General features: G+C 74.0%; 13 protein-coding genes. 6 read left to right on the forward strand and 7 right to left on the reverse strand.

The window, feature by feature from the left end:
• Positions 1-159: 159 nt before the first annotated feature.
• Complete coding sequence (locus WME85_RS22410; protein ID WP_437311471.1) at positions 160-657, reverse strand: MerR family transcriptional regulator; 498 nt, start codon at positions 655-657, stop codon at positions 160-162.
• A gap of 476 nt (positions 658-1,133) precedes the next feature.
• Here WME85_RS22410 and WME85_RS22415 point away from each other — a divergent pair, with 476 nt between their 5' ends.
• From WME85_RS22415 to WME85_RS22425, 3 genes are all read left to right on the forward strand, one after another.
• Positions 1,134-1,925, forward strand: coding sequence for an alpha/beta fold hydrolase (locus tag WME85_RS22415; RefSeq protein ID WP_437516786.1), 792 nt, complete (start codon positions 1,134-1,136; stop codon positions 1,923-1,925).
• A 92-nt stretch (positions 1,926-2,017) separates the two neighbouring features.
• Positions 2,018-4,669: an ABC transporter substrate-binding protein gene (locus WME85_RS22420; protein WP_437840803.1), complete on the forward strand. Its 2,652-nt coding sequence runs from the start codon at positions 2,018-2,020 to the stop codon at positions 4,667-4,669.
• The gene (locus WME85_RS22425) at positions 4,666-5,808 is read left to right on the forward strand and encodes an ABC transporter permease (RefSeq protein WP_437840805.1); all 1,143 of its coding nucleotides are present in this window, start codon (positions 4,666-4,668) and stop codon (positions 5,806-5,808) included. Before WME85_RS22420 ends, WME85_RS22425 begins: the two co-directional genes overlap by 4 nt.
• Positions 5,809-5,832: 24 nt before the next feature.
• Here WME85_RS22425 and WME85_RS22430 read toward each other — a convergent pair whose 3' ends face one another.
• The 3 genes from WME85_RS22430 to WME85_RS22440 all read right to left on the reverse strand — a co-directional run bounded on the left by WME85_RS22430 (position 5,833) and on the right by WME85_RS22440 (position 12,218).
• Positions 5,833-8,823, reverse strand: coding sequence for a response regulator (locus WME85_RS22430; protein WP_437840807.1), 2,991 nt, complete (start codon positions 8,821-8,823; stop codon positions 5,833-5,835).
• A gap of 181 nt (positions 8,824-9,004) precedes the next feature.
• Positions 9,005-10,816 carry a protein kinase domain-containing protein gene (locus WME85_RS22435; RefSeq protein WP_437840809.1) on the reverse strand — a complete coding sequence of 604 codons (1,812 nt, stop codon included), beginning with the start codon at positions 10,814-10,816 and terminating at the stop codon, positions 9,005-9,007.
• A gap of 142 nt (positions 10,817-10,958) precedes the next feature.
• Positions 10,959-12,218 (reverse strand): SPFH domain-containing protein, encoded by a 1,260-nt coding sequence (locus WME85_RS22440; protein ID WP_437840811.1) that lies wholly within the window; start codon positions 12,216-12,218, stop codon positions 10,959-10,961.
• Between the two features lie 357 nt (positions 12,219-12,575).
• Between WME85_RS22440 and WME85_RS22445 the strand changes: the two genes are divergently transcribed.
• Complete coding sequence (locus tag WME85_RS22445) at positions 12,576-13,694, forward strand: hypothetical protein (protein ID WP_437840813.1); 1,119 nt, start codon at positions 12,576-12,578, stop codon at positions 13,692-13,694.
• A gap of 174 nt (positions 13,695-13,868) precedes the next feature.
• Positions 13,869-14,312: a nickel-responsive transcriptional regulator NikR gene (nikR, locus tag WME85_RS22450; protein WP_437840815.1), complete on the forward strand. Its 444-nt coding sequence runs from the start codon at positions 13,869-13,871 to the stop codon at positions 14,310-14,312.
• Between the two features lie 69 nt (positions 14,313-14,381).
• On the opposite strand, the gene WME85_RS22455 is transcribed toward nikR, so the two are convergent.
• The 3 genes from WME85_RS22455 to WME85_RS22465 form a co-directional block, all read right to left on the reverse strand.
• Positions 14,382-15,500 carry a hypothetical protein gene (locus WME85_RS22455; protein ID WP_437840817.1) on the reverse strand — a complete coding sequence of 373 codons (1,119 nt, stop codon included), beginning with the start codon at positions 15,498-15,500 and terminating at the stop codon, positions 14,382-14,384.
• Between the two features lie 28 nt (positions 15,501-15,528).
• Positions 15,529-16,374 (reverse strand): SPOR domain-containing protein, encoded by an 846-nt coding sequence (locus WME85_RS22460; RefSeq protein WP_437311481.1) that lies wholly within the window; start codon positions 16,372-16,374, stop codon positions 15,529-15,531.
• Positions 16,375-16,588: 214 nt separating this feature from the next.
• Positions 16,589-17,404: a hypothetical protein gene (locus WME85_RS22465; RefSeq protein WP_437840819.1), complete on the reverse strand. Its 816-nt coding sequence runs from the start codon at positions 17,402-17,404 to the stop codon at positions 16,589-16,591.
• 123 nt (positions 17,405-17,527) lie between these two features.
• Between WME85_RS22465 and WME85_RS22470 the strand changes: the two genes are divergently transcribed.
• Positions 17,528-19,531 carry a potassium transporter Kup gene (locus tag WME85_RS22470; protein WP_437840820.1) on the forward strand — a complete coding sequence of 668 codons (2,004 nt, stop codon included), beginning with the start codon at positions 17,528-17,530 and terminating at the stop codon, positions 19,529-19,531.
• The last annotated feature ends 198 nt before the right edge of the window (positions 19,532-19,729 follow it).

The raw sequence follows: 19,729 nt of genomic DNA on the forward strand, positions 1-19,729 counted from the left end.
AGCACCGCTCATTGCCCGACGTAACGCCGGATGCCGTCCCTGAAAAAATCGCGACGAAACGAGCCAGCGCTCGCCCCGTCGATCGCATCAAACCCAGGAGGGGCCGCGCCCGCCGCCCCATTCACTCCACGAAGACGAAGACCCCAGTGACTCGGCCCCTCAGGAAGAGGCCGCCTGTTTCGTGAGCCGCGCTTGCGCCATCAAGCGCTCTTCTATCAACGACAGCTTCGCGACGAGCTCCCTCGCGAGCGTCTCCGCGCTCGCGAGGTCCTGGGCTATCGCCCTCCCGCTCGTCTCGCTCCGCCTCTCCTTGGCGGCGTCCCTGAGCGCATTGAAGACCTTGGTCATCGTGCGCTCGAGCTCCTCGATATCACCTCTCACGAACAGGAATTCACGCTGGATCTCTTCGATGGTGTAGTCCTGGGCCATCATCTCTTTGATGCGCTGAACCTGGCGGACTACCGTGGCCGGATACATCCCCTGCGAACCCTGGTGCTTGCCCTTACGCCCCACGCGCACGCTGCGCGGGAGCAGGCCGAGCTGCACGTACTTCCGGAGCGTCGCCTCGCTGAACTTGATGCCATGCGCTGCGAAAAGCTCCAGGATATCGCTCGAGGTGATCCCCTGGGCGTGCTCCCGCTCAATGCGATCCAGCACGTCCTCGGGGATCCTCTGCACCGGTCCTCCCATCGATTGCCGGAGGCCCTACCCAACCGACGCGGGCGACTCTATTCCACTGAATGGAATACAGTCAATTGACGCGACTACGATTATTGTGTGGCTGTCGCGGGACGCGGTGCTTTCCCGGGGTTCTTGACATGCCTCGGACATTTTTCGTCCGTCGGGGTCGCGGCTCGATCCGCTCCGTACGTCGCGAAGTCGGGGTCCGGGCGGGAAAAGCGCGGCGCATGGGGCAATGGGTGCGCGCCAGGAGGCATCTGGCGCGCGAGGAGGCTCGTGCGGCGACATCGCCCCTACCGTGACACACATCGGTCAATTCAGACAAAAGGGCTGATAGTCTCGTCGCCACCATGGCCAAGGTCCTTGCCAGCGAGGGTCGGGGCGCGGCCTCGCCCGCCACCTCCCGACCGGTCGAACGCGTCATCAGGGACGTCACCGCCCGGGGTGTCAGGATGCGGGTCCTGGTCGCCGGGGCCGGCAATGGCCCGGCGCTCCTGCTGATCCACAGCTTCCTCGTCAGCCACCTGGAGTTCGACGACGTGATCGACGCGCTCGCCCAGCGCTTCCATGTCATCGCCCCGGACCTCCCGGGGTTCGGGGAGAGCGAGAAGCCGAGCCCGGCGCGGTACGCCTACGGGATCGAGACGTTCGCCGAGGCCATCGCCGACCTCATCGCCGCCTTCGGCGTCGGCCGGGCGCACCTCGTCGGCCACGCGATGGGCGCCGCCGTCGCGATCACCCTCGCCGCCGAGCACCCGGAGCTCGTCCAGCGGCTCGTCCTGGAGGACGCGCTCTGTTACCCGTTCCCGATGAGCTTCAGGATGAAGCTCCCGCTCCTGCCCGTCGTCGGCGGCATCGTCTTCAAGCAGCTCCACGGCCGCGGCATGTTCCGGTCGTTCTTCCGCGAGGACGTCTTCCGGGCCGACGCGACGGTGCCGCTGTCGCGCGTCGACCGGCACTACGACCTCTTCAACGCCCCCTCGGCGCGCGAGAGCGCCCACGCGGTGATGCGCGCGGTGCTCGACGCGCGCCCCGTCGTCGCGCGCCTCACCCGGGTCACGGCGCCGACCCTCGTCGTGTGGGGGCGCGACGACCGCATCTTCCCGGCCTCGGGCGCGCAGCGGCTGGCCCGCGAGATCTCCGGGGCGATGCTCGAGATCATGGACGCGGGGCACTCGCCGCACGAGGAGCGGCCGGAGGAGTTCGTCGCGCTCGTGACGCAGTTCCTCGAAGGGAAGCGGTGATGGGGCGCTGGGCGCGGCGCGCGCCCGGTGGTGAGGCAGCGCGGGCAGCGCGGGCGGCGCGGGCGGCGCGGGCGGCGCGAGCAGGCCGGCGCGTGGCCCGGGCCCTCCTCGGCGACGAGGCGGCGCGGCGCCTGCTGCACGACCGGGCGGCGCTGCTCGGCTTCGGGATCGTCGCGCTCCTCGCGCTCTTCGCCGCGGCGGGGCCGGCCGTCATCGGCGTCGACCCGAACGCGAGCGACTTCAGCCTGTCCCGCGACGCCTTCGGCGCGCCGCCCGGGCCGTCGGCCGACCACTGGCTCGGGACGGACCCGCTCTTCCGCGACCTGCTCGCGCGCCTCGCGCACGGCGCGCGGCTCTCGCTCGCCATCGCGATCTCGTCCACGGCCCTCGCGACGGGCCTCGGCGCGCTCGTCGGCGTCGCCGCCGGCATGGCCAGCGGCACGCGGCTCGACGCCCTCGACGGCGCGCTCATGCGGCTCGTCGACGTGATCCTCGCCCTGCCCTACCTCCTGTTCGTGACCGCGATCGGCGTCGCCGTGGGGCGCGCGGACGTGGGGACGATCCTGCTCGTGCTCGGCCTGACGGGGTGGACCGGGGCGGCGCGGGTCGTCAGGGCCAAGACCCTGGAGCTCGCGCAGCGCGACTTCGTGGCCTCCGCGCGCGCGCTCGGCGCCGGGCCGCTGCACGTCGTCCGGCGGCACGTCCTGCCGAACGTCGGCGGGACGCTGCTCGCCCTCGCGACGATCAGCGCCGCGCAGATGCTCCTCGCCGAGGCCGCCCTCGGCTACCTCGGCGTCGGCGTGCAGCCGCCGACAGCGACCTGGGGCCGCATGCTGCACGAGGCCGAGCCGTACCTCGGGGTGAAGCCGCTCCTCCTCGCGGCGCCGGGCTTCGCCATCCTGCTCGCCGTGCTCGGCTTCCACCGCGCGAGCGAGGGGCTCCGCGACGCGCTCGATCCAGCCGGCGCCGAGCTGCCGCGCGGCCGGCGCCTGCCCGTCGACCTGCTCCTCGCGGGCGCGGCGCTGCTCCTCCTCTCCTTCGGCTCGCCGGGCCGCGTGCGCCCGCCGCTCGGCCGAGCGGCGGCGCTTCATCCGTCCGGCGCCGACCCAGACGCGCCCGCGCGGGGCGGGACGCTGCGCCTCGCGACCACCGTCAACGCCCGCACGCTCGACCCGGCGCTCGCCTACGACGAGCTCGCGAGCTCCGTCGCGGAGCTCGTCTTCTCCCGCCTCGTCACGTGGGACCGGGGCGGTCAGCTCACGCCGGATCTCGCGCGCTCCATCGCGGTCGAGCGGGACGGGCGGACGTACGTCTTCGCGCTGCGCGAGGGCGTGCGGTTCCACGACGGCGCGGAGCTCCGCGCCGCGGACGTGAAGCGCTCGATCGAGCGGACGCTCCACCCGAGGACGCCGAGCCCGGGCGCGAGCGAGTACGACATGATCGAGGGCTTCGCCGCGTACCGGGCGGGCGCGGCGCCGCACCTCGCCGGCGTGCGGGTGCTCGGCGACCACACCGTCGCCATCGACCTGCGCGCGCCGGACGCGACCTTCCTGCCGCGCATGACGCTCGCGTTCATGGCGCCGGTGTGCCCCTCGTCCGGCGCCGTGGTCGACGCGGCGAGCCCTCCCCCGCCGTGCGGCGCTGGCCCGTTCCGCGTCGAGCGGTGGGACCAGGACGGCAGCATCGGGCTCGCCCGGCACGGCGGGTACTTCCGCCCGGGCCTGCCGTACCTCGACGGGATCGCGTGGGAGACCGGGGTGCGCGCGACGACGCAGCGCTACAAGTTCGAGGAGGGCGAGCTCGACGCCCTGCGCGAGCTGACGGCGATCGACGCGGCGACCTACCGCGCCGACCCCGCGTGGGAGGGGCGCATGCGCTGGGTGACGCGGAACAGGACCAACGCCGTCTTCCTCAACACCGAGGTCGCCCCGTTCGATCAGCTCGCCGTCCGGCGCGCGGTCTCCTTCGCGCTCGACCCCTCCGTGCTCGAGAAGGTGCGCTCCGATCTCGTCGCCCTCGACCGGGTGCTGCCGCCGTCGATCCCGGGGCCCGCGCGCGACGAGCCGATGCGGCGGCACGACCTCCCGCGCGCGCTCGCGCAGATGGCCGCTGCCGGCTACCCGTACGACCCGGCGACCGGCAGGGGCGGCTACCCGCACGAGATCGACTACATCGCGGTCCCGGACACCATGGAGCAGGCGATCGGCGAGATCGTCCAGCAGCAGCTCGCGCGGGTGGGCCTCCGCGTGCGCCTGCGGCTCGTCAGCTGGGCGACCTACCTCGCCGAGGCGTCGCGGCGCCGCGCCGTCCCCATGGGGTGGGTCGGGTGGCAGGCCGATTTCCCCGATCCGGCGGGCATCTTCGAGCCGACGCTCTCGACGCGCGCCATCCGCGACGAGGGCTCGCAGAACTACGCGTTCTTCAGCAGCGAGGAGCTCGATCGCACGCTCGACGCCGCCCACGCGGAGCAGGACCGCGGGCGGCGCCTCGCGCTCTACGCTCGCGCCGAGCGCATCGTCCGCGATCTGGCGCCCTGGGTGCCGACGTACACCCTGCGCCAGCTCGAGCTCTGGCACCCCTACGTGCGCGGCTACGAGCCCTCGGCCCTGGTCCCGTCGCGCTTCCACGAGGTCTGGCTCGACCCGTCCGCGCGGCCCGCGGGCGGCGCGGGGACCCGCGCGAGCAGGTCGAGGCCCGGCGGGCCGCTCCGCGCGCTGCTCGCGCGCGCCGCCCTCCCGCGATGAGCACGACGCCCGCGCTCCCCGGCTCCGCGTCCCGCCCCCGCGCCTCCGTGGTGCGCGCTGGCCGCGCCTCCGCCGTGCGCGCCGCGCTCGCGCACGTCCTGCGGCGCCTCGCGTGGGCGGCGATCCTGATCGCCGGGGTCACGGCCGTCTCCTTCGGGATCGCGTACCTGCTGCCCGGCGACGCGGCGCGGATGCTCGTCGGGCCGCAGGCCTCGGCCGCGGATCTCGAGCGCGTCCGGACGATCTACGGGCTGGATCGCCCGGTCCCCGTGCAGTTCGCGCGGTTCGTCCGCCGGCTCGTCCACGTCGGCCCGGCGCGGGGCGGCGACGCCGGCGGCGTCGACCACGACCGCGCGCGGGCGGGCGCCCGCGGCGACCCCGAGCACCGGAGCTGCGCGGAAGGGCCGCTCGGCCTGCACGTCGACCTCGGCTACAGCTTCCACTACCGCAAGCCGGTCGTGGATCTGCTGGAGGCGAAGGCGCCGCGCTCCGTGGAGCTCGCGCTCGCCGCCCTCCTGGTGCAGCTCGTGCTCGGCCTCGCGCTCGGGATCGTCGCGGCGGCCCGCCGCGGGACGGCCTGGGAGGACGCGGCGCTCGGCGCCGCCCTGCTCGGCGCCAGCGCCCCGACCTTCGTGATCGGTCCCGCCCTGCAGTACGTGCTCGCCTACAAGCTCCGGCTCCTGCCCTACGACGGGTACGGCGCCACGGCGGGCGAGCAACTGCGCTCGCTGGCCCTGCCGGCGCTGACCCTCGGCGTCTTCGGCAGCGCCCTCTGCGCGCGCATCGTCCGCGAGGAGCTCCGGGCGCTGCTCCGCCAGGACTTCATCCGGACCGCGCGGGCCAAGGGCGCCTCTCGCCTGCGCGCGCTCGTCGTTCACGCGCTGCGCAACGCGCTGCTGCCGCTCGCCACGCTCGCCGCCCTCGATTTCGGCGCGATGGCGGGCGGCGCGATGGTCACGGAGAAGCTCTTCCGCTGGCCCGGCGTCGGGAGCATGGCCGTCGAGGCGCTGCAGAACCGGGACGGCCCGCTCATCGTGGGCACGGTGCTCTTCGCCGCGTCCGCCATCGTGCTCGCCACCGTGGCGCTCGATCTGGCGGCCCTGGCCCTCGATCCCCGGCTCAGGTCGCGGTCGCGCTGAGCGCGGCGCGCTCGCCGCGCGCGATCACGGCATGCCGGCGAGCGCGCGGCACTCGGCGCCGAGCGGAGAGTCGGGCGCGGAGAGCTCGGCGCACTTGCGGAACGAGGCCTGCCCGCCGCGCCCGGCGGACTGCTCCGCGGCGCCGCGGAGGTGCCACGCGCTGGCGCTCCCCGGGGAGGCGGCCGTGAGCTGCTGCGCGAGCTGGACCGCCTTGCCGGCCTGCCCCGCCTCGAGCGCGCGCATCACGCGCGACGAGAGGGACCCGCCCTCCTCGTCCGGCGCAGCGGGCGCGGCGGAAGCGGGCGCCGGCGGCGCCGCTCGGGGCGGAGGGCCACCGTGCGCCGCCGTCGACGGCGCGCTCGGCTGCGCCGTGGGGGCCGGCGCGGCGCGAGTCGTCCCGGCCGGCGCGTCGGGGCTCGTCCCGGCCGGCGCGGCCGGGGTGTCGGCGGGGCTCGCCGTGGGGAGCCCTGGTGCGGCAGCGCCGGTCGGCTCGCCCTCCGGCGCGGCGGGAGCCGAGGGGGGCGGGCCCTGCCGTGCGCCCTCCAGCGACGCGTCGACCGGAGCGGCGGGCGCGGGGCGTCGCGTCTGGCTGACCAGCCACACGCCGACGGCCCCGATCGCGACCGCCGTGACCAGGCCGGCGGCGATCCGGGCGAGGCGGGCCCGGCGCGCCTCCTGGCCGGGTCTCCAGAGCGTGGCCTCGAGCGCGCCGGCGGTGGTGTCGGCATCCTCGGCGGCCGGCGGGAGCCCGTGCGCTCCGAGCCTCGCCGGCGCGTGCTCCTCTGCGCGGAGGAAGAAGCGCTCGCTCTCGCTGAGCGGCGCGGCGTCGCTCGGGGGCGCGTCGTCCGGCGCCGCCGCGAGGCTCGCCGCCGGGACCACGTCGGCCGGCGCGCCGTCCGGCGCCGCCGCGGCGAGCTCGAGCGAGCGTGCCTCCGCGACCGCCGCATCGCCGGGCTGCAGCGCCAGGATCCGCGGCGCGTCGCGCGGGATGGAGATGGCGGGCGGCGCGTCGCTCGGCGGGCGGGGCCGCAGCGTGGGGGTCGTCGACGCAACGGCCGCGGCGCGCTCGGCCTCGTCGGCGGCCGGCTCTGGCGCGGGCGCCTCGGGCGGCGGCGGCGGGCGCGACGGCGGCGGCGGGCGCGACAGCGGCGCCGAGGCAGCCTCGGGCGGCCAGGATCGAAAGCGCTTCTCGATGGGACCGCTGACCGGAGCGCTCGAGGCAGGAGGACTCTCGGTCTTCGCGGTGCCCTGCTTCTGCGCGAAGCTGCGGGGCGTGACCAGCGGCCGCGTGAGCGGCGCCTCATCGCTGCTGGCGAGCGTTTGATCCCGGTCCACTTGCGCCTCGGCGCGCGCGATCCGCACCGCCGCGGCGGCGACGGCGGCGGCCGCCGCGCTCCGCGGTGGATCCGACGGCGACCGGCCCCCCGCCGCGCCGCCTGGCCGCCCCAGCGCCGCCGACGCCGCGCTCCGCGGCGGATCCGACGGCGACCGGCCCCCCGTCGCGCCGCCCGGCCGCCCCAGCGCCGCCGACGCCGCGCTCCGCGGCGGATCCGACGGCGACCGGCCCCCCGCCGCGCCGCCCGGCCGCCCCAGCGCCGCCGACGCCGCGCTCCGCGGCGGATCCGACGGCGACCGGCCCCCCGCCGCGCCGCCCGGCCGCCCCAGCGCCGCCGACGCCGCGCTCCGCGGCGGATCCGACGGCGACCGACCCCCCGCCGCACCGCCTGGCCGCGCCGCGGCGCTCGCGCCGGCCGTCTGTCCGGCCGCCCCGTGGACCGCGCTGCGGGCCGTCAGGGGGCGTCCGGAGGACTCCACGCCGGGGTCCGCCGCCTGCGCGAGCAGCTCCTGCCCGGACCGGGAGCGCGGGAGCACTTGCGGCGACAGCCGGGTCGAGAGCGGCGCCGGCACCACCGCGGCGTCCTCGAGGTCGTCGCCGCCGGCGTTCCCCGGGCCCCCGTCGGGGTAGTGGGAGCGCCGCGCGCCCGACGGCGACGAGAGCGGCGAGAACTCGTCGTGGAACGCCGCCTCCGGCTCGCTCGGCACGACGTCGTCCGGCGGGAGCGCGGCGGCGGGGACGAGCAGCCCCTCGAAATAGAGCTTCGAGATGGTGGAGAGCGTCGAGAGATCCTCGAACGGGGACGCGTCGACCACCTGCATCAGCGTCCGCTTGCCGTCGAACAGGCGCAGGATCCCGTTCAGCTCGTCGGGGATCTCGTTCAGCCGCTCGAGCAGCTCCTCGCTGTCGACCTCGAACACGGTGGAGAGCGACGGCAGCGCCTCGAGGAGCCGGCCCCACTCGTCGACCCGGCGCATGCCCTCCATCAGGAGGCCCTGCGTCGACGTCTCGATCACGTCGGGGTTGTCGACCTTGCAGAACTCGACCTCGAACGTCCCCTCGTTCCACAGGAGCGCGCGGTAGACGGCCTCCTCGCCGCAGAGCCGGCCGAGCGTCGCGTCGACCACCTTGCCCTCGCGGAAGTAGACCTGCGCCTCGTTGTCCCCGTGCGACAGGTGGACGATCCCGCTCTTCCGGCTCACCTCGAACGTCTGCAGGAGATCGACGACGTTCATGTCGAGGATCGATCCCGAGAACCGGGTCCGCCCGGTGGTCGAGAAGTGGCGCGTCGTGATCCCCTCGCGCGTCCGCCGCGCGAGGAGCAGCGTCACCCGCGCGATGAGCTCGCGCACGAAGATCGGCTTCGTCAGGTAGTCCTCGACGCCGAGCTCCAGCCCGCGGATCTTGTCCTCGATCGACCGCTGGCTCGTGAGGAAGACGACCGGGATGGCGGCCCAGTCCGCGTGCTCCTTCATCTTGCGGACGAGCGCGTAGCCGTCCACGTTCGGCAGGCGGGTGTCGCTGAGGACGAGGTCCGGCGTGGAGACCTCGAGCTTCGCGAGGGCGTCCGCTCCGTCCTTCGCGGTGGTCACGCTGTAACCGGCCTTCTTCAGGCTGACCTCGAGGACCCGAACGCTGCGTGGATCCGCGTCGACCAGGAGGAGCTGTTGCTTGGCCACTAGAGGTTTCCGCCTCGCGAAGGATGGCGAGCCCGAGCGGACGCTGTCAAGCGCTCCGCCCTGCGCGTCGCCGCTGCCGTCGACCGCCTGTCCCGCCGCCATGGGCCCGGCGATCGACGGCGTCCATCGTGCGCACAGGACGCCTGGGAAGGCCAGGTTTCGTCGTGGGCCGCGCGCGCGATCAGCGCTTCCAGGGATCGACGATATCGCCGGTGGACTGCGGCCTCATGCTGGGCGCGGCGGTCGCCGACGGCCGGGCCGTCGGGACCGGCGGGCGCGCCGGGCTCACCGTGGCCGGCCCCGGCGGGCGCGTCGGCTCTTGCGAGAGCGGCGCGGCCGCCGCGCTCGCGGTCGCCGTCGCTGGCGGCGGCTCGTCGCCCGCCGGCGGCTGAGGATCGGGCGCGCGGTCGTCGGGCGCGCGGTCGTCGGGCGGCGCCTGGAGGGCGCCCGGGGCGGCCGCCTCGGGCGCCGCCTCGCGCGCCGAGGCGCGCAGGGCGCGGAACCCGAGGGCGATCGCGATCGGCACGAGGATCGCCGCGAGCGCGATCGCCACGCGCGCGCCCATCGACAGCGGATTGGCCGGCTCCTGGGGCACCTGGACCGGGCCGAGCATCTCGTCGCGCTCGCGCAGCTTCAGCGGATCGCGGCGCGCGTGCTCGTCCTGGAGCATGGCGGCGGCCGCGCGGGTCGGCGCCTCGAGCGCGAGCTCGATGGCCGCGGCGAGGTCGGCCATCGACGCGAAGCGCTCCTCGGGGTTCTTCGCGAGGCAGCGCATGACGATCGGACCGAACGCGCCGAGCGTGGACGCGTCCGGCATCACCTGCTCGAGCGGCTCGGGCGACATGTACATGTGCTTGGTCAGCACGCCCATGTAGGTGTCCGCCTCGAACGGGACGCGCCCCGCGAAGCACTCGTACATGAGGACGCCGAGCGCGTAGATGTCCGCCCGGGCGTCGATGCGCTTCCCCTCCGCCTGCTCCGGGCTCATGTAGTGCGGCGTCCCGAACACCATGCCGATGCGGGTGAGCCGCTTGCCGCCGGCGACCTTCGCGACGCCGAAGTCGAGCAGCTTGACGAACTCCTGATCGCCGTTGCGGACCAGGTACACGTTGTCGGGCTTGAGGTCGCGGTGGATGACGCCGGCCGCGTGCGCGGCGCCGAGCGCCGCGGCGCACTGCAGCATGATCTGCCCGACCCGCTCGGCCGGCAGCGTCCTCTCGGTGCGGAGCAGCGCCGCGAGGGAGGCCCCGGTGAGGAACTCCATGACGAAGAAGGGCAGCTCCGGCTGCGCCGGCTCGACCTCGATCGCGCCGAAGTCGCTCACCGCGACGATGTTGGGGTGGCCGATCGCCGCCGCCGCCTTGGCCTCCTGGATGAAGCGGGCGACCAGCTCGGCGTCCTGCGCGATGTCGCGCCGGAGCACCTTCAGGGCGAAGAGGCGGCCGAGGGATTTGTGGCGCACCTCGTAGACGGTCCCCATCCCTCCTTCGCCCACGACCGCCTGCACCTCGTAGCGGCCGTCGATCGTGCGCCCGAGCAGCGGATCGGCGGCCGGGTTCCAGTCCGGCGCGTCGGCCAGCGGATCGCCGTCGAACGGGCAGAACCTGGAGTCCCCGGAGAAGGTCAGCTTGCAGGTCGGGCAGCGCCGCGCGCGCGGGACCTGCTTCACCTTCCCCCGGCGCGCCTGGAGCAGGTCGCCGCGCGTCGGCAGCACCGGCACCACCGGGAGGCCGTCGCCGCGGGTCGGGTGTACCGGCATCCCCGGGAGCGCGTCGCCGCGGGTCGGGTGCACCGGCATCACGGGGAGCGTGTCGCCGTGAGGGCCCGGCGCGTCGCTGCGCGGGCGCGCGTCGCCGCGCGGGGGCGCATCGCTGCGCGCCGGCGGCTGCGAGCTCACCTTGTCCCCGTGCGGCCGTGGGATCTCTTCCCGATGGAACAGCTCGGCAGCCTCGGACTCGCCGGCGGTCATCTCGGGCTGAGCATCCCCGGCCATGCGGAGCGTTACTGGCACCCCGGCGAGTCTAGCCGAAAGCGCGCGCGGTGGTTCGGATCAGATAGCGACAGGTGGCGACCGCGGTGAGCGCGGCCCCCCGCGACCCGTCGCTGAACGCGGCGGGCAACGTGCCCAGAAGGGCTCAGATCTCCTCCAGAATCTTCGCCTTGCGGGCCTGGAACTCCTCGTCCGTGATGAGGCCCTTGTTCTTGAGGTCCGCGAGGCGCTCGAGGCGCTGCTCGATCGAAGGCCCTGCGGCGGGAGCGGCCTGCGGCGCGCCCGGGTAGCCCTGCTGCGGCGCGCCCGGGTAGCCCTGCTGCGGCGCGCCCGGGTAGCCCTGCTGCGGCGCACCCGGGTAGCCCTGCTGCGGCGCGCCCGGGTAGCCTCCCGGCTGCTGCAGGTGCGGCGGCACGAAGTGGGGCTGGCCCTGCGCCGCCATCGCGGGGTTCATCGCCTGCGCCAGGCCGGCGCCGATCGCCACCTGGGCCCCGAGCCCCGCGACGCCGCTGCCGTCGCCGCCCTGCGCCATGCCCTCGCCGGCCCCTAGCATCGCCTGGCCGGCGGCGTAGTTCTGCCAGTTGCCCGCCAGCTGCTGCACGTACCGCGCGTCCTGCTGGAACCGCTGGTCGAGCTCGAACTGCTTCGCGCGGGCGGTGTCCTGCGCGACGCCGATGCCCCGACGCGCCTCGCCGCGCGCCTTGTTCGCGTCGCGGAGGAGCTTCTGGTCCTCGGCCGAGAAGTTGATGTTGAAGTTGCCGATCTCCAGGATCTTGCAGCCGATCTCCTCGAGGTTCGGCGCCGATTGCACGATGCGGGCGCCGAGCTCCATGCTCATGCCGCCGAGGTTGAGCAGGCTCTTCTGCTGCTGCGCGCAGACCTGGCCGATCACGGTCTTCACGCTCATGAAGAACTTGCCCTTGATCCAGCTCAAGACGACGTCGTTGTCGCCGCTGCCGCCGCACTGCCCGTGGTAGCCGACGACGAACCGCACCGGGTCGACCACGACCAGCGAGAACTCGCCGAAGATGCGCGGCGTCACGAACTCGTAGAGGATGGGGTCCTCCATCGACTCCAGCGGCCCGCCGAAGGGCACGCCGCGGACCGGCTGCATCTTGACGAAGAAGATCTCGGCGATGAAGACGTCCCCGCCCGTGAACTTGTTGACCAGGTTGTTCAGGAACGGGATGTTCTGCGTCTGCAGGGTGTGGCGCCCCGTCGGTAGATAACCGACGTACCGGCCGTCCTTGAAGAAGAGGGCACACTCATCGCTGTCGACGGTCAGCTGCGACCAGAAGGGGACGTTCTGGTCCGGGTGCTTGTAGACGATGAGATGCTTCGCCGCGTCCGGGCGCGCGATCATCATCTCGCGGACGCCGCTCTTCACGAAATCGAAAATCCCCATGTCGCGCTCCTCTGCCGGTGCTGGATTTGACGAACGTACCAGCGCCGCGCCCCCGGACCTCGGGCTCATCTCGGCACATGGCGCGCTCCACCTGCGCTGTCGGTTATCCGTTGACGATCGCCGCGCCTTTCAGGCACACAGCGACCTCAGGATAATCCGCAGATCGCGGGGCAGCAATGCCCCCGCCGTGGAGGATCGCATGCCCTTCGCCTCGCTCGCGCCACCTCCGTCACGCTCATCACGCGCGTTACGCGCGTTACGCGCGTCACGTCCTTCACGTTTGCTTTCGAGCTCCGCCGCTCGGCCGACGACGCGCTCGTCCTCCCGGCGCGCGGCCGGGCCGAGGAGGAGCGGCCGATGATCGCGCCGATCGACGTCGGCGCCCTCTCGGCGCCCGCGCAGAAGATGGCGCAGCCGGGAGCGCCGCAGAAGCTCCGGGACATGGCCGCGCGCGGCATCGCCCCCGGGCTCAAGCCGGGCGAGGTGGTGACGCTGCTCGTGCTGCTCGCGTCGCGCGAGGAGGAGCCCGCCCGCGAGGCCGCGGCGAAGACGCTCTCCGCGCTCCCCGAGCCGCTCCTCCAGGGCGCGCTCGGGGGTGACCTGCAGCCCGCGGTCGTCGATCGGCTGGCCCGCCTCTACGCGGATCGCCTCCCGGTGGTCGAGCGGCTCTGCGCGATGCCGGCCATCGCCGCGGAGACGCTCGAGGAGCTCGCGCGGACCGGCGATGAGGCGGTGACCGAGATCATCGCCGTCAACGAGGAGCGGCTGCTCAAGAACCCGCGCGTCATCGAGAAGCTCTACCTCAACAAGCACACGCGGATGTCGACGGCCGACCGCCTCGTCGACCTCGCCTCCCGCAACGGGGTCGAGCTCTCGGGCATCCCGGCGTGGCGCGAGGTCAGCCTCGCGATCAAGGACGAGCTCATCGCCGAGCCGTCGCCGGAGCCCACGCCGGACGACGTGCTGTTCGCCGAGACGCAGGCGCTCGCGGAGGCGCTCGCGGCCGACGAGGCCGTGGACACCCACGTCGAGGACGAGGAGGGCAAGGAGGAGCTCAAGGAGCAGTACGTCCCGCTCTACAAGCGGCTCGCCGACATGACCATGTCGCAGCGGATCCGGCGGGCGATGCTCGGCACGCGCGAGGAGCGGATGCTGCTCGTGCGCGACTCGAACCGCCTCGTGGCCAGCGCCGCCGTGCGCAGCCCGCAGATGCAGGAGGAGGAGGTCGTCCTCATCAGCCGCAACCGGAACATCTCGGACGAGGTGCTGCGGATCATCTCGACGACGCCGGAGTGGCTGAAGAGCTACACGGTGAAGAGGCACCTCGTGGAGAACCCGAGGACGCCGGTGCTCGTGGCGACGCGCCTGGTCCAGCACCTGCGCGAGTCGGACCTCCGGGGCATCGCGAAGAGCAAGAACGTCACGTCGCCGGTGAAGGACGCCGCGCGGCGGCACCTCGAGCGGCGCAAGAGCTGAGCAGGCCGGCGAGCCGCTCCCCGCCGCGGCCGCCCGGCGCGGGTTTCTCCCGGACGACGGTGCGGCCTGCGTCTGCTCGCCGGCGCGGCCTGCTCCCGGATCGCGGCGCGGCTTGCTCCAGGGCGGCGATCCCCTTCCCGCCTGGACCCCTGCCCCGCTAGCCTGCGCCCCACGATGAGCGACCTGGTCCGCTTCGGCGTGGCGATGGATCGAGCGCTGCTGGCCGAGTTCGATCGGCGCATCACCGCGCAGGGATACGAGAACCGCTCGGAGGCGCTGCGGGATCTGGTCCGCGCCGACCTGACGCGCGCCGCGTGGGACGAGGGGGCCGAGGTGGCGGCCACGCTGACCGTCGTCTACGCGCCCGAGGTGCGGGAGCTCGTGCAGCGGATCTCCGCGCTGGAGGAGCAGCACGCGGGGTCGGTGATCTCCAGCCTGCTGGTCCGCCTCGACGAGGGCCGGATGCTGCAGGTCATGGCGCTGAAGGGCCGCGGCGCGGCGCTGACCGAGCTCGCTGGGCAGCTCGCCGGGGCCAAGGGGGTGCTGTCCTGCGCGCTCACGCCGGCGGCGGCGCTCTCGGAGGCGCCCCCCGAGGGGTCGCGCCGGCCGCGGGGCTGACGCGGCGAAGGTGCTCCGCCGGCTGCCTCGCGCGGCCGCTCCGCGCGCGCGATGGCCTCGATCTGGTCGTTACTTGGGCAGCTTCATGATCGTGCCGTCGCCCTCGTTGGCCCAGTAGACATGGCCTTCGTCCACGGCGATGCCTGTCGGCGCGTCCTGGGAGGCAGCGAGCACGAGCGCCTCGCCGCCGGCGACAGGCACCTTCATCACCGAGCCGTTCACGCCGCCAAGGACACCGAAATTGGTCCAGTAGACATGCTCCTGGTCCACGGCGATGAGGTACGGATGGTCCTGCCCGGACGCGAGCTCGATCGGCTCACCGCCGCCGACGGGCGCCTTCATGACGGTGCCGCCGTCGGTGTTCACCCAGTAGACGTTCGCGTCGTCCACGGCGATCCCGGTCGGCCCCGCCTGCCCGGTCACCATGCTGGAGAACGCGCCGGTGCCGAACTCCCAGACCGCGATCGTGCCGCGGGTCGTGTTTGACCAGTAGAGGCGGTCGTTGCGCACGGCGACGCTGCTCGGCTCGCCAGGCGCCGCCAGGACCGTGGCGGGCGCGATGACCTGCTCGCCCGTGCGGTTCGCCCAGTAAACGTTGTCCGCGTGGGCGGCGATCCCGAAGGGGCCGCTCACCTGCGCGGCGATCGGGTCGGGCTTCGTGCTGCCGTCGAGCGACACCTTCATGACGCTCCCCGCCTCCGGCACGCCGCCCGCGTAGTTCGTCCAGTAGACCCAGCTCGCGTCGACGGCGATCCTGGCCGGCTCGTCGAGGCCGTCCTGGAGCGGCGGGGGCGTCATGTCGCTGCCGTCGAGCGGCACCCGGACCACGGAGCCGTTGGCGGCCCCCGCGTCGCCCCGACTCGCGCAGTAGAGGTGCGTCGCGTCCACGGCGATGCCGAGCGGTCGCTTCTGCCCGACGGCCACCTCCACGGGACAGAGAGCGCCCTCCGGGCAGCCGCCGCCCGAGCCGCCGGCGCCGCCCGCGCCGCCTGCTCCGCCCAGCCCACCGGAGCCGCCCGAGGCGCCGGCCGTCCCGGAGCCGCCGGCGCCGCCCGAGGCCTCCTCGGGACCGAACTGAAGCTCGTTCACCCCCGAGAGCGCTGTGCACCCGGACAGCGCTCCGAGGGTCGCGACGAGGAGCGTCACCATTCGCCGCGGCATCAGGCGCCGCGCCGTTCGTGGGTACATCGGATCAGAGCTCTCCTGAGCTTCTGATCTACGCGTCGTCGCCGGGGCTGTCAGTCACTTTGACTGTCGTCTTGGGCGGATCGACGATGAATGTAACCAGGCGCTCCTTGGCCTCGAACTCTTGCCGGTAGATGACGGCCGAGCGCTTGTACTTGAAGGGGCCGATGCGGACGCGGTGCCAGAGGCCGCGTCCCTTGACGTACGCCGGCTCGACGTACGCCTTGTGCCCACGGCGTCGCAGGGCCGCCGCGAAGCCCTCCGCGTCGGCGGGCTCCTTGAACGAGCTCACCTGGAGCTGGTAGCCGCCCGGCCCGCCCCGCTCGGTCTCCGGCCCCTCCTCGCGCGACACGTGGCGGGCCATCGCCGTGAGCGTATCGTTCGGGGCGACCTCGCCCGCCGCGGGCCCGAGGACGTGCTGCGCCGGCAGCGGGACCACGGGGAGCCGGTCCGCGGCGAGCGGCGGGCCGGCGTCCAGGACCGGCGGCTGGCCCGGCTCACCGGGCTGACCCGAGGCGGCCGCCCTGGCCGCCCGCGGATCGCGCACGGCCTCGAGCGCTGTCGTCGGGTGCTCCGCGTCCGACAGGATCGCGGGAAAGGTCACGTCTTCGCCGATCGTGGCGGCGCGCGGCGCCGGCTTCACGCCGGCCGGGTGGGTGCGCGCGACGAGATCGCCGAGCGGATCGGCACTGACCGGCCGCTCGCGCTGCGGGGCGCGCAGGAGCGCCACGGCCGCGAAGACGATGCACGCCCCGCCGAGCGAGGCAAGCACCAGCGCGCCCGCGCGCGATGGGCGAGCCCCGGGATCCTCTTCCTGGATCTCCTCCAGGTTGCGCACCGCCCCGGTGTCCATGCTCTCGCCTTTGCTGCGCCTCATGATGCCTCCACGACCCGTCTACCCTGCCCGGCCGGGACACGACAACTTTCGTGTCTTACTTTATCCTACATCTGCCGGAGGGGGCCCGAGCGCTCGTTGGAGCGCTCGACGGCGAGCCCGCGCTTCGGCTCGGGCCGGGCAGCCTCGCACGCGGCGCGCGCGCGGTGAAAGTTCTCGGCTGGCCGCCGCCCGAGGGCCGCCGCCCGCGGGCGCATCACAGCAGGGAGGGCAGCAGATCGTCCGGGTGCAGCCGCGCCGCGAGCGGCCGCACCTCGAGCTCGTCGAAATAGGCGACGCAGCTCGCGCGGGCCCACAGACCGACGCCGCCGGCGGCGCCGAGCGAGACGTCGGGGACGTCGATGACGCGCCGGCCGTTCCACTCGACGATGAAGCGATCGGCGACGGCCCGGACGCGGAGGTCCTGCCACACCGACGGGCGCACCGTCGCCCGCGCCCTGACGAGCGGCTGCTCTCTCCCGCCGACCACCACGCTCAGCGAGACGTCGCCCGCGACCGCATCGACGCGCGAGAGGTAGTAGTTCTTCGCGTCGACGTACCGGAACACGACGCCGCAGGCCTGCTCCGGCAGATCCGGGGAGACCATGCACCGCGTATCGACCTCCAGGTCCCGCGCAGACGGCCTGTCGAGCACCGCGATGGCCGGGGGCTCGCCGGGCGCGCCGGCGAGGTTCACGAGGGCGCGCGCGCCGGTCGCCGCGGCGTGCTCGTCGAGGACCCACGCCCCGCCCCGCGCGTCGTGCGTCCGGAAGCCGAGGGTCTCGGGGCTCTTCACCTCGTCGACGAAGGTCCACCGGCGCGCGGCGTCCGCTGCGGGAGCCCCGACGCCGCACCACTCGGCCGCGAGCGCCACGGCGAAGGCGGCCGCGAGCACCGCGGCCATCGTCGCGACGAGGGACGCCCTGGGGCGCCCGTCGGGCGCCGCGCCGACGCGCTCCGCCTCCTTGCCCTCGGCGTCGATTCCGTCGGAGCTCCTCGCTTGATCGCCGGTCGGCACGGTCGTGTTCTTCATGTGGGTCGCAGCAGGCTGGCGCGCCCTGCGGAGGATCGCCCGCCGTCGCAGGATAGCTCGCCGCGCGGCCGGGCGCGCGTGCGCCGCTGCTTTCACGGCGATGAGGCGCTATGACTGCGCCCCATGAACGACCCGCGGCGCCTCCCCGGCGTGCCGACCGCTGCTCCCTCCGCGACGGAGCGGCAGGCGACGCACGACGGCGGCGGAACGGCGCCAGGCGGCGCACCTGGGCAGGCCGCGCCGCAGGCGCACGGCCACCGCGGCGGCGCCGCCGCGCTCGCGCTGGCCGCGCTCGGGGTCGTCTTCGGCGACATCGGCACGAGCCCGCTCTACGCGCTCAAGGAGTGCGTGGGCGGGGAGCACGGCGTGGCGCCCACGCCCGGGAACGTCCTCGGGCTGCTCTCGCTGATCTTCTGGTCGCTCATCCTGGTGGTCACGGTCAAGTACGTCACCTTCATCACGCGCGCCGACAACGACGGCGAGGGCGGCATCCTCGCGCTGCTCGCGCTGGTGCCGGAGCGGCTGCGCACCAGCGGGACGAAGGGCGTCGGGTGGATCGCCGGGCTCGTGCTGCTCGGCGCCGCGCTCCTGTACGGCGACGGCGTCATCACGCCCGCGATCTCGGTGCTGAGCGCCATGGAGGGGCTCGCCGTGGCGACGACCGCGCTGCGGCCGGCCGTCGTGCCCCTCACCTGCGCGATCCTCGTGGGGCTCTTCAGCGTGCAGCGCTGGGGGACGGCGCGCGTCGGCAAGGTGTTCGGCCCGATCATGGTCCTCTGGTTCACCGCGCTCGCCGCGCTCGGCGTCGCGTTCATCGCCAGGAACCCGGCGGTGCTCGCCGCGCTGAGCCCCTTGCACGCGGCGCGCTTCTTCGCCGACCACGGCCTCCACGGGGTCGGGATCCTCGGGTCCGTCGTCCTCGTCATCACGGGGGGCGAGGCGCTCTACGCGGACATGGGGCACTTCGGGCGCGGCCCGATCCGGCTCGCCTGGTACGGGCTCGCGCTGCCGGCGCTCGCGCTGAACTACTTCGGCCAGGGCGCGCTCCTGCTCCAGACGCCCGAGGCCGCCGAGAGCCCGTTCTTCGCGATGGTGCCGAAGGGCCCCCTCACCTACGCGCTGGTCGCGCTCTCCGCCATGGCCACCGTGATCGCGTCGCAGGCGCTGATCTCCGGCGCGTACTCGCTCACGCACCAGGCGATCCAGCTCGGGTACCTGCCGCGGACGCGGGTGCTCCACACATCGAGCGAGGCCGAGGGGCAGATCTACATCCCCGTGACGAACTGGGCCCTCGCGGCCGGCTGCCTCGCGCTCGTCCTGGTCTTCCAGCACTCGAGCCGGCTCGCCGCCGCCTACGGCATCGCGGTGACCGGCACGATGGGGATCACGTCGGTCATCTACTTCGTCGTGATGCGGAGCACGTGGGGTGTCCCGCTCGCGAAGGCGCTGCCGCTGCTGCTGCTGTTCCTGGCCTTCGATCTGCCGTTCTTCGGGGCCAACCTCGTCAAGTTCCTCGACGGCGGGTACGTGCCGATCGTCATCGCGGCGGTCCTTTTCACGCTGATGGTGATCTGGAAGCGAGGCCGCGTGATCCTCGCCGAGCGCTTCGCGCGGGCGGTCCCGTCGGTCGAGGCGTTCGTCCGCGGGCTCGACGCGTCTTGCCGCGCGCGCGTCCCCGGCGCGGCCGTGTTCCTGAGCTCGCGCGCGGGCAAGACGCCGAACGTGCTCGCGCACCACCTCAAGCACAACAAGGTGCTCCACGAGACCGTGGTGCTCCTGACGGTGGTCACGGAGCACGTCCCGCGGGTCCCGGACAGGGATCGCCTCCGGCTGGCGAGCCTCGACAAGGGGGTTCACCAGCTCCTCATCCGCTCGGGGTTCATGCAGTCGACCGACGTGCCAGCCCTCCTGCGGCTGGCGGCGGCGAAGCACGAGCTACCCATCGATTTCGCGGACGTGACCTATTACCTCGGCCGCGAGACGATCCTCGCCACCGACAAGGGGCGGATGGGCAAGGTCACCGAGACGATCTTCGCGCTGATGGCGCGGAACGCGGGCTCGGCGCCGAGCTACTTCAAGCTGCCGCCGGAGCGGGTGGTGGAGCTCGGCGTGCAGGTCGACCTGTAGCTGCCTCTCCGCCGCTCCTCGAGCTCCGGGCGCGCTCCGAGCGAGCTCCGGGCGCGCCCCGCGTGGAGCCGACCGACCCGCGCGCGGTTCGCCGCGCCGCCGCGCCGCCGCGCCGACGCGCCGACGCGCCGCCGCGCCGACGCGCCGCCACGCCGCGCGGCCGCCGCTGGGCGTCCGCGCTCTCGAGGCGCTATGACT

It is taken from the genome of Sorangium sp. So ce1153, assembly GCF_051521595.1.
Taxonomy (GTDB): domain Bacteria; phylum Myxococcota_A; class Polyangia; order Polyangiales; family Polyangiaceae; genus Sorangium.

Bases quoted from the DNA above. Each gene is read 5' to 3' on its own strand.
- WME85_RS22415 (WP_437516786.1), top strand. From the start codon at position 1,134: ATGCGGGTCCTGGTCGCCGGGGCCGGCAATGGCCCGGCGCTCCTGCTG.
- WME85_RS22425 (WP_437840805.1), top strand. From the start codon at position 4,666: ATGAGCACGACGCCCGCGCTCCCCGGCTCCGCGTCCCGCCCCCGCGCC.
- WME85_RS22435 (WP_437840809.1), bottom strand. From the start codon at position 10,816: ATGGCCGGGGATGCTCAGCCCGAGATGACCGCCGGCGAGTCCGAGGCT.
- WME85_RS22440 (WP_437840811.1), bottom strand. From the start codon at position 12,218: ATGGGGATTTTCGATTTCGTGAAGAGCGGCGTCCGCGAGATGATGATC.
- WME85_RS22445 (WP_437840813.1), top strand. From the start codon at position 12,576: ATGATCGCGCCGATCGACGTCGGCGCCCTCTCGGCGCCCGCGCAGAAG.
- nikR (WP_437840815.1), top strand. From the start codon at position 13,869: ATGAGCGACCTGGTCCGCTTCGGCGTGGCGATGGATCGAGCGCTGCTG.
- WME85_RS22455 (WP_437840817.1), bottom strand. From the start codon at position 15,500: ATGTACCCACGAACGGCGCGGCGCCTGATGCCGCGGCGAATGGTGACG.
- WME85_RS22460 (WP_437311481.1), bottom strand. From the start codon at position 16,374: ATGAGGCGCAGCAAAGGCGAGAGCATGGACACCGGGGCGGTGCGCAAC.
- WME85_RS22465 (WP_437840819.1), bottom strand. From the start codon at position 17,404: ATGAAGAACACGACCGTGCCGACCGGCGATCAAGCGAGGAGCTCCGAC.
- WME85_RS22470 (WP_437840820.1), top strand. From the start codon at position 17,528: ATGAACGACCCGCGGCGCCTCCCCGGCGTGCCGACCGCTGCTCCCTCC.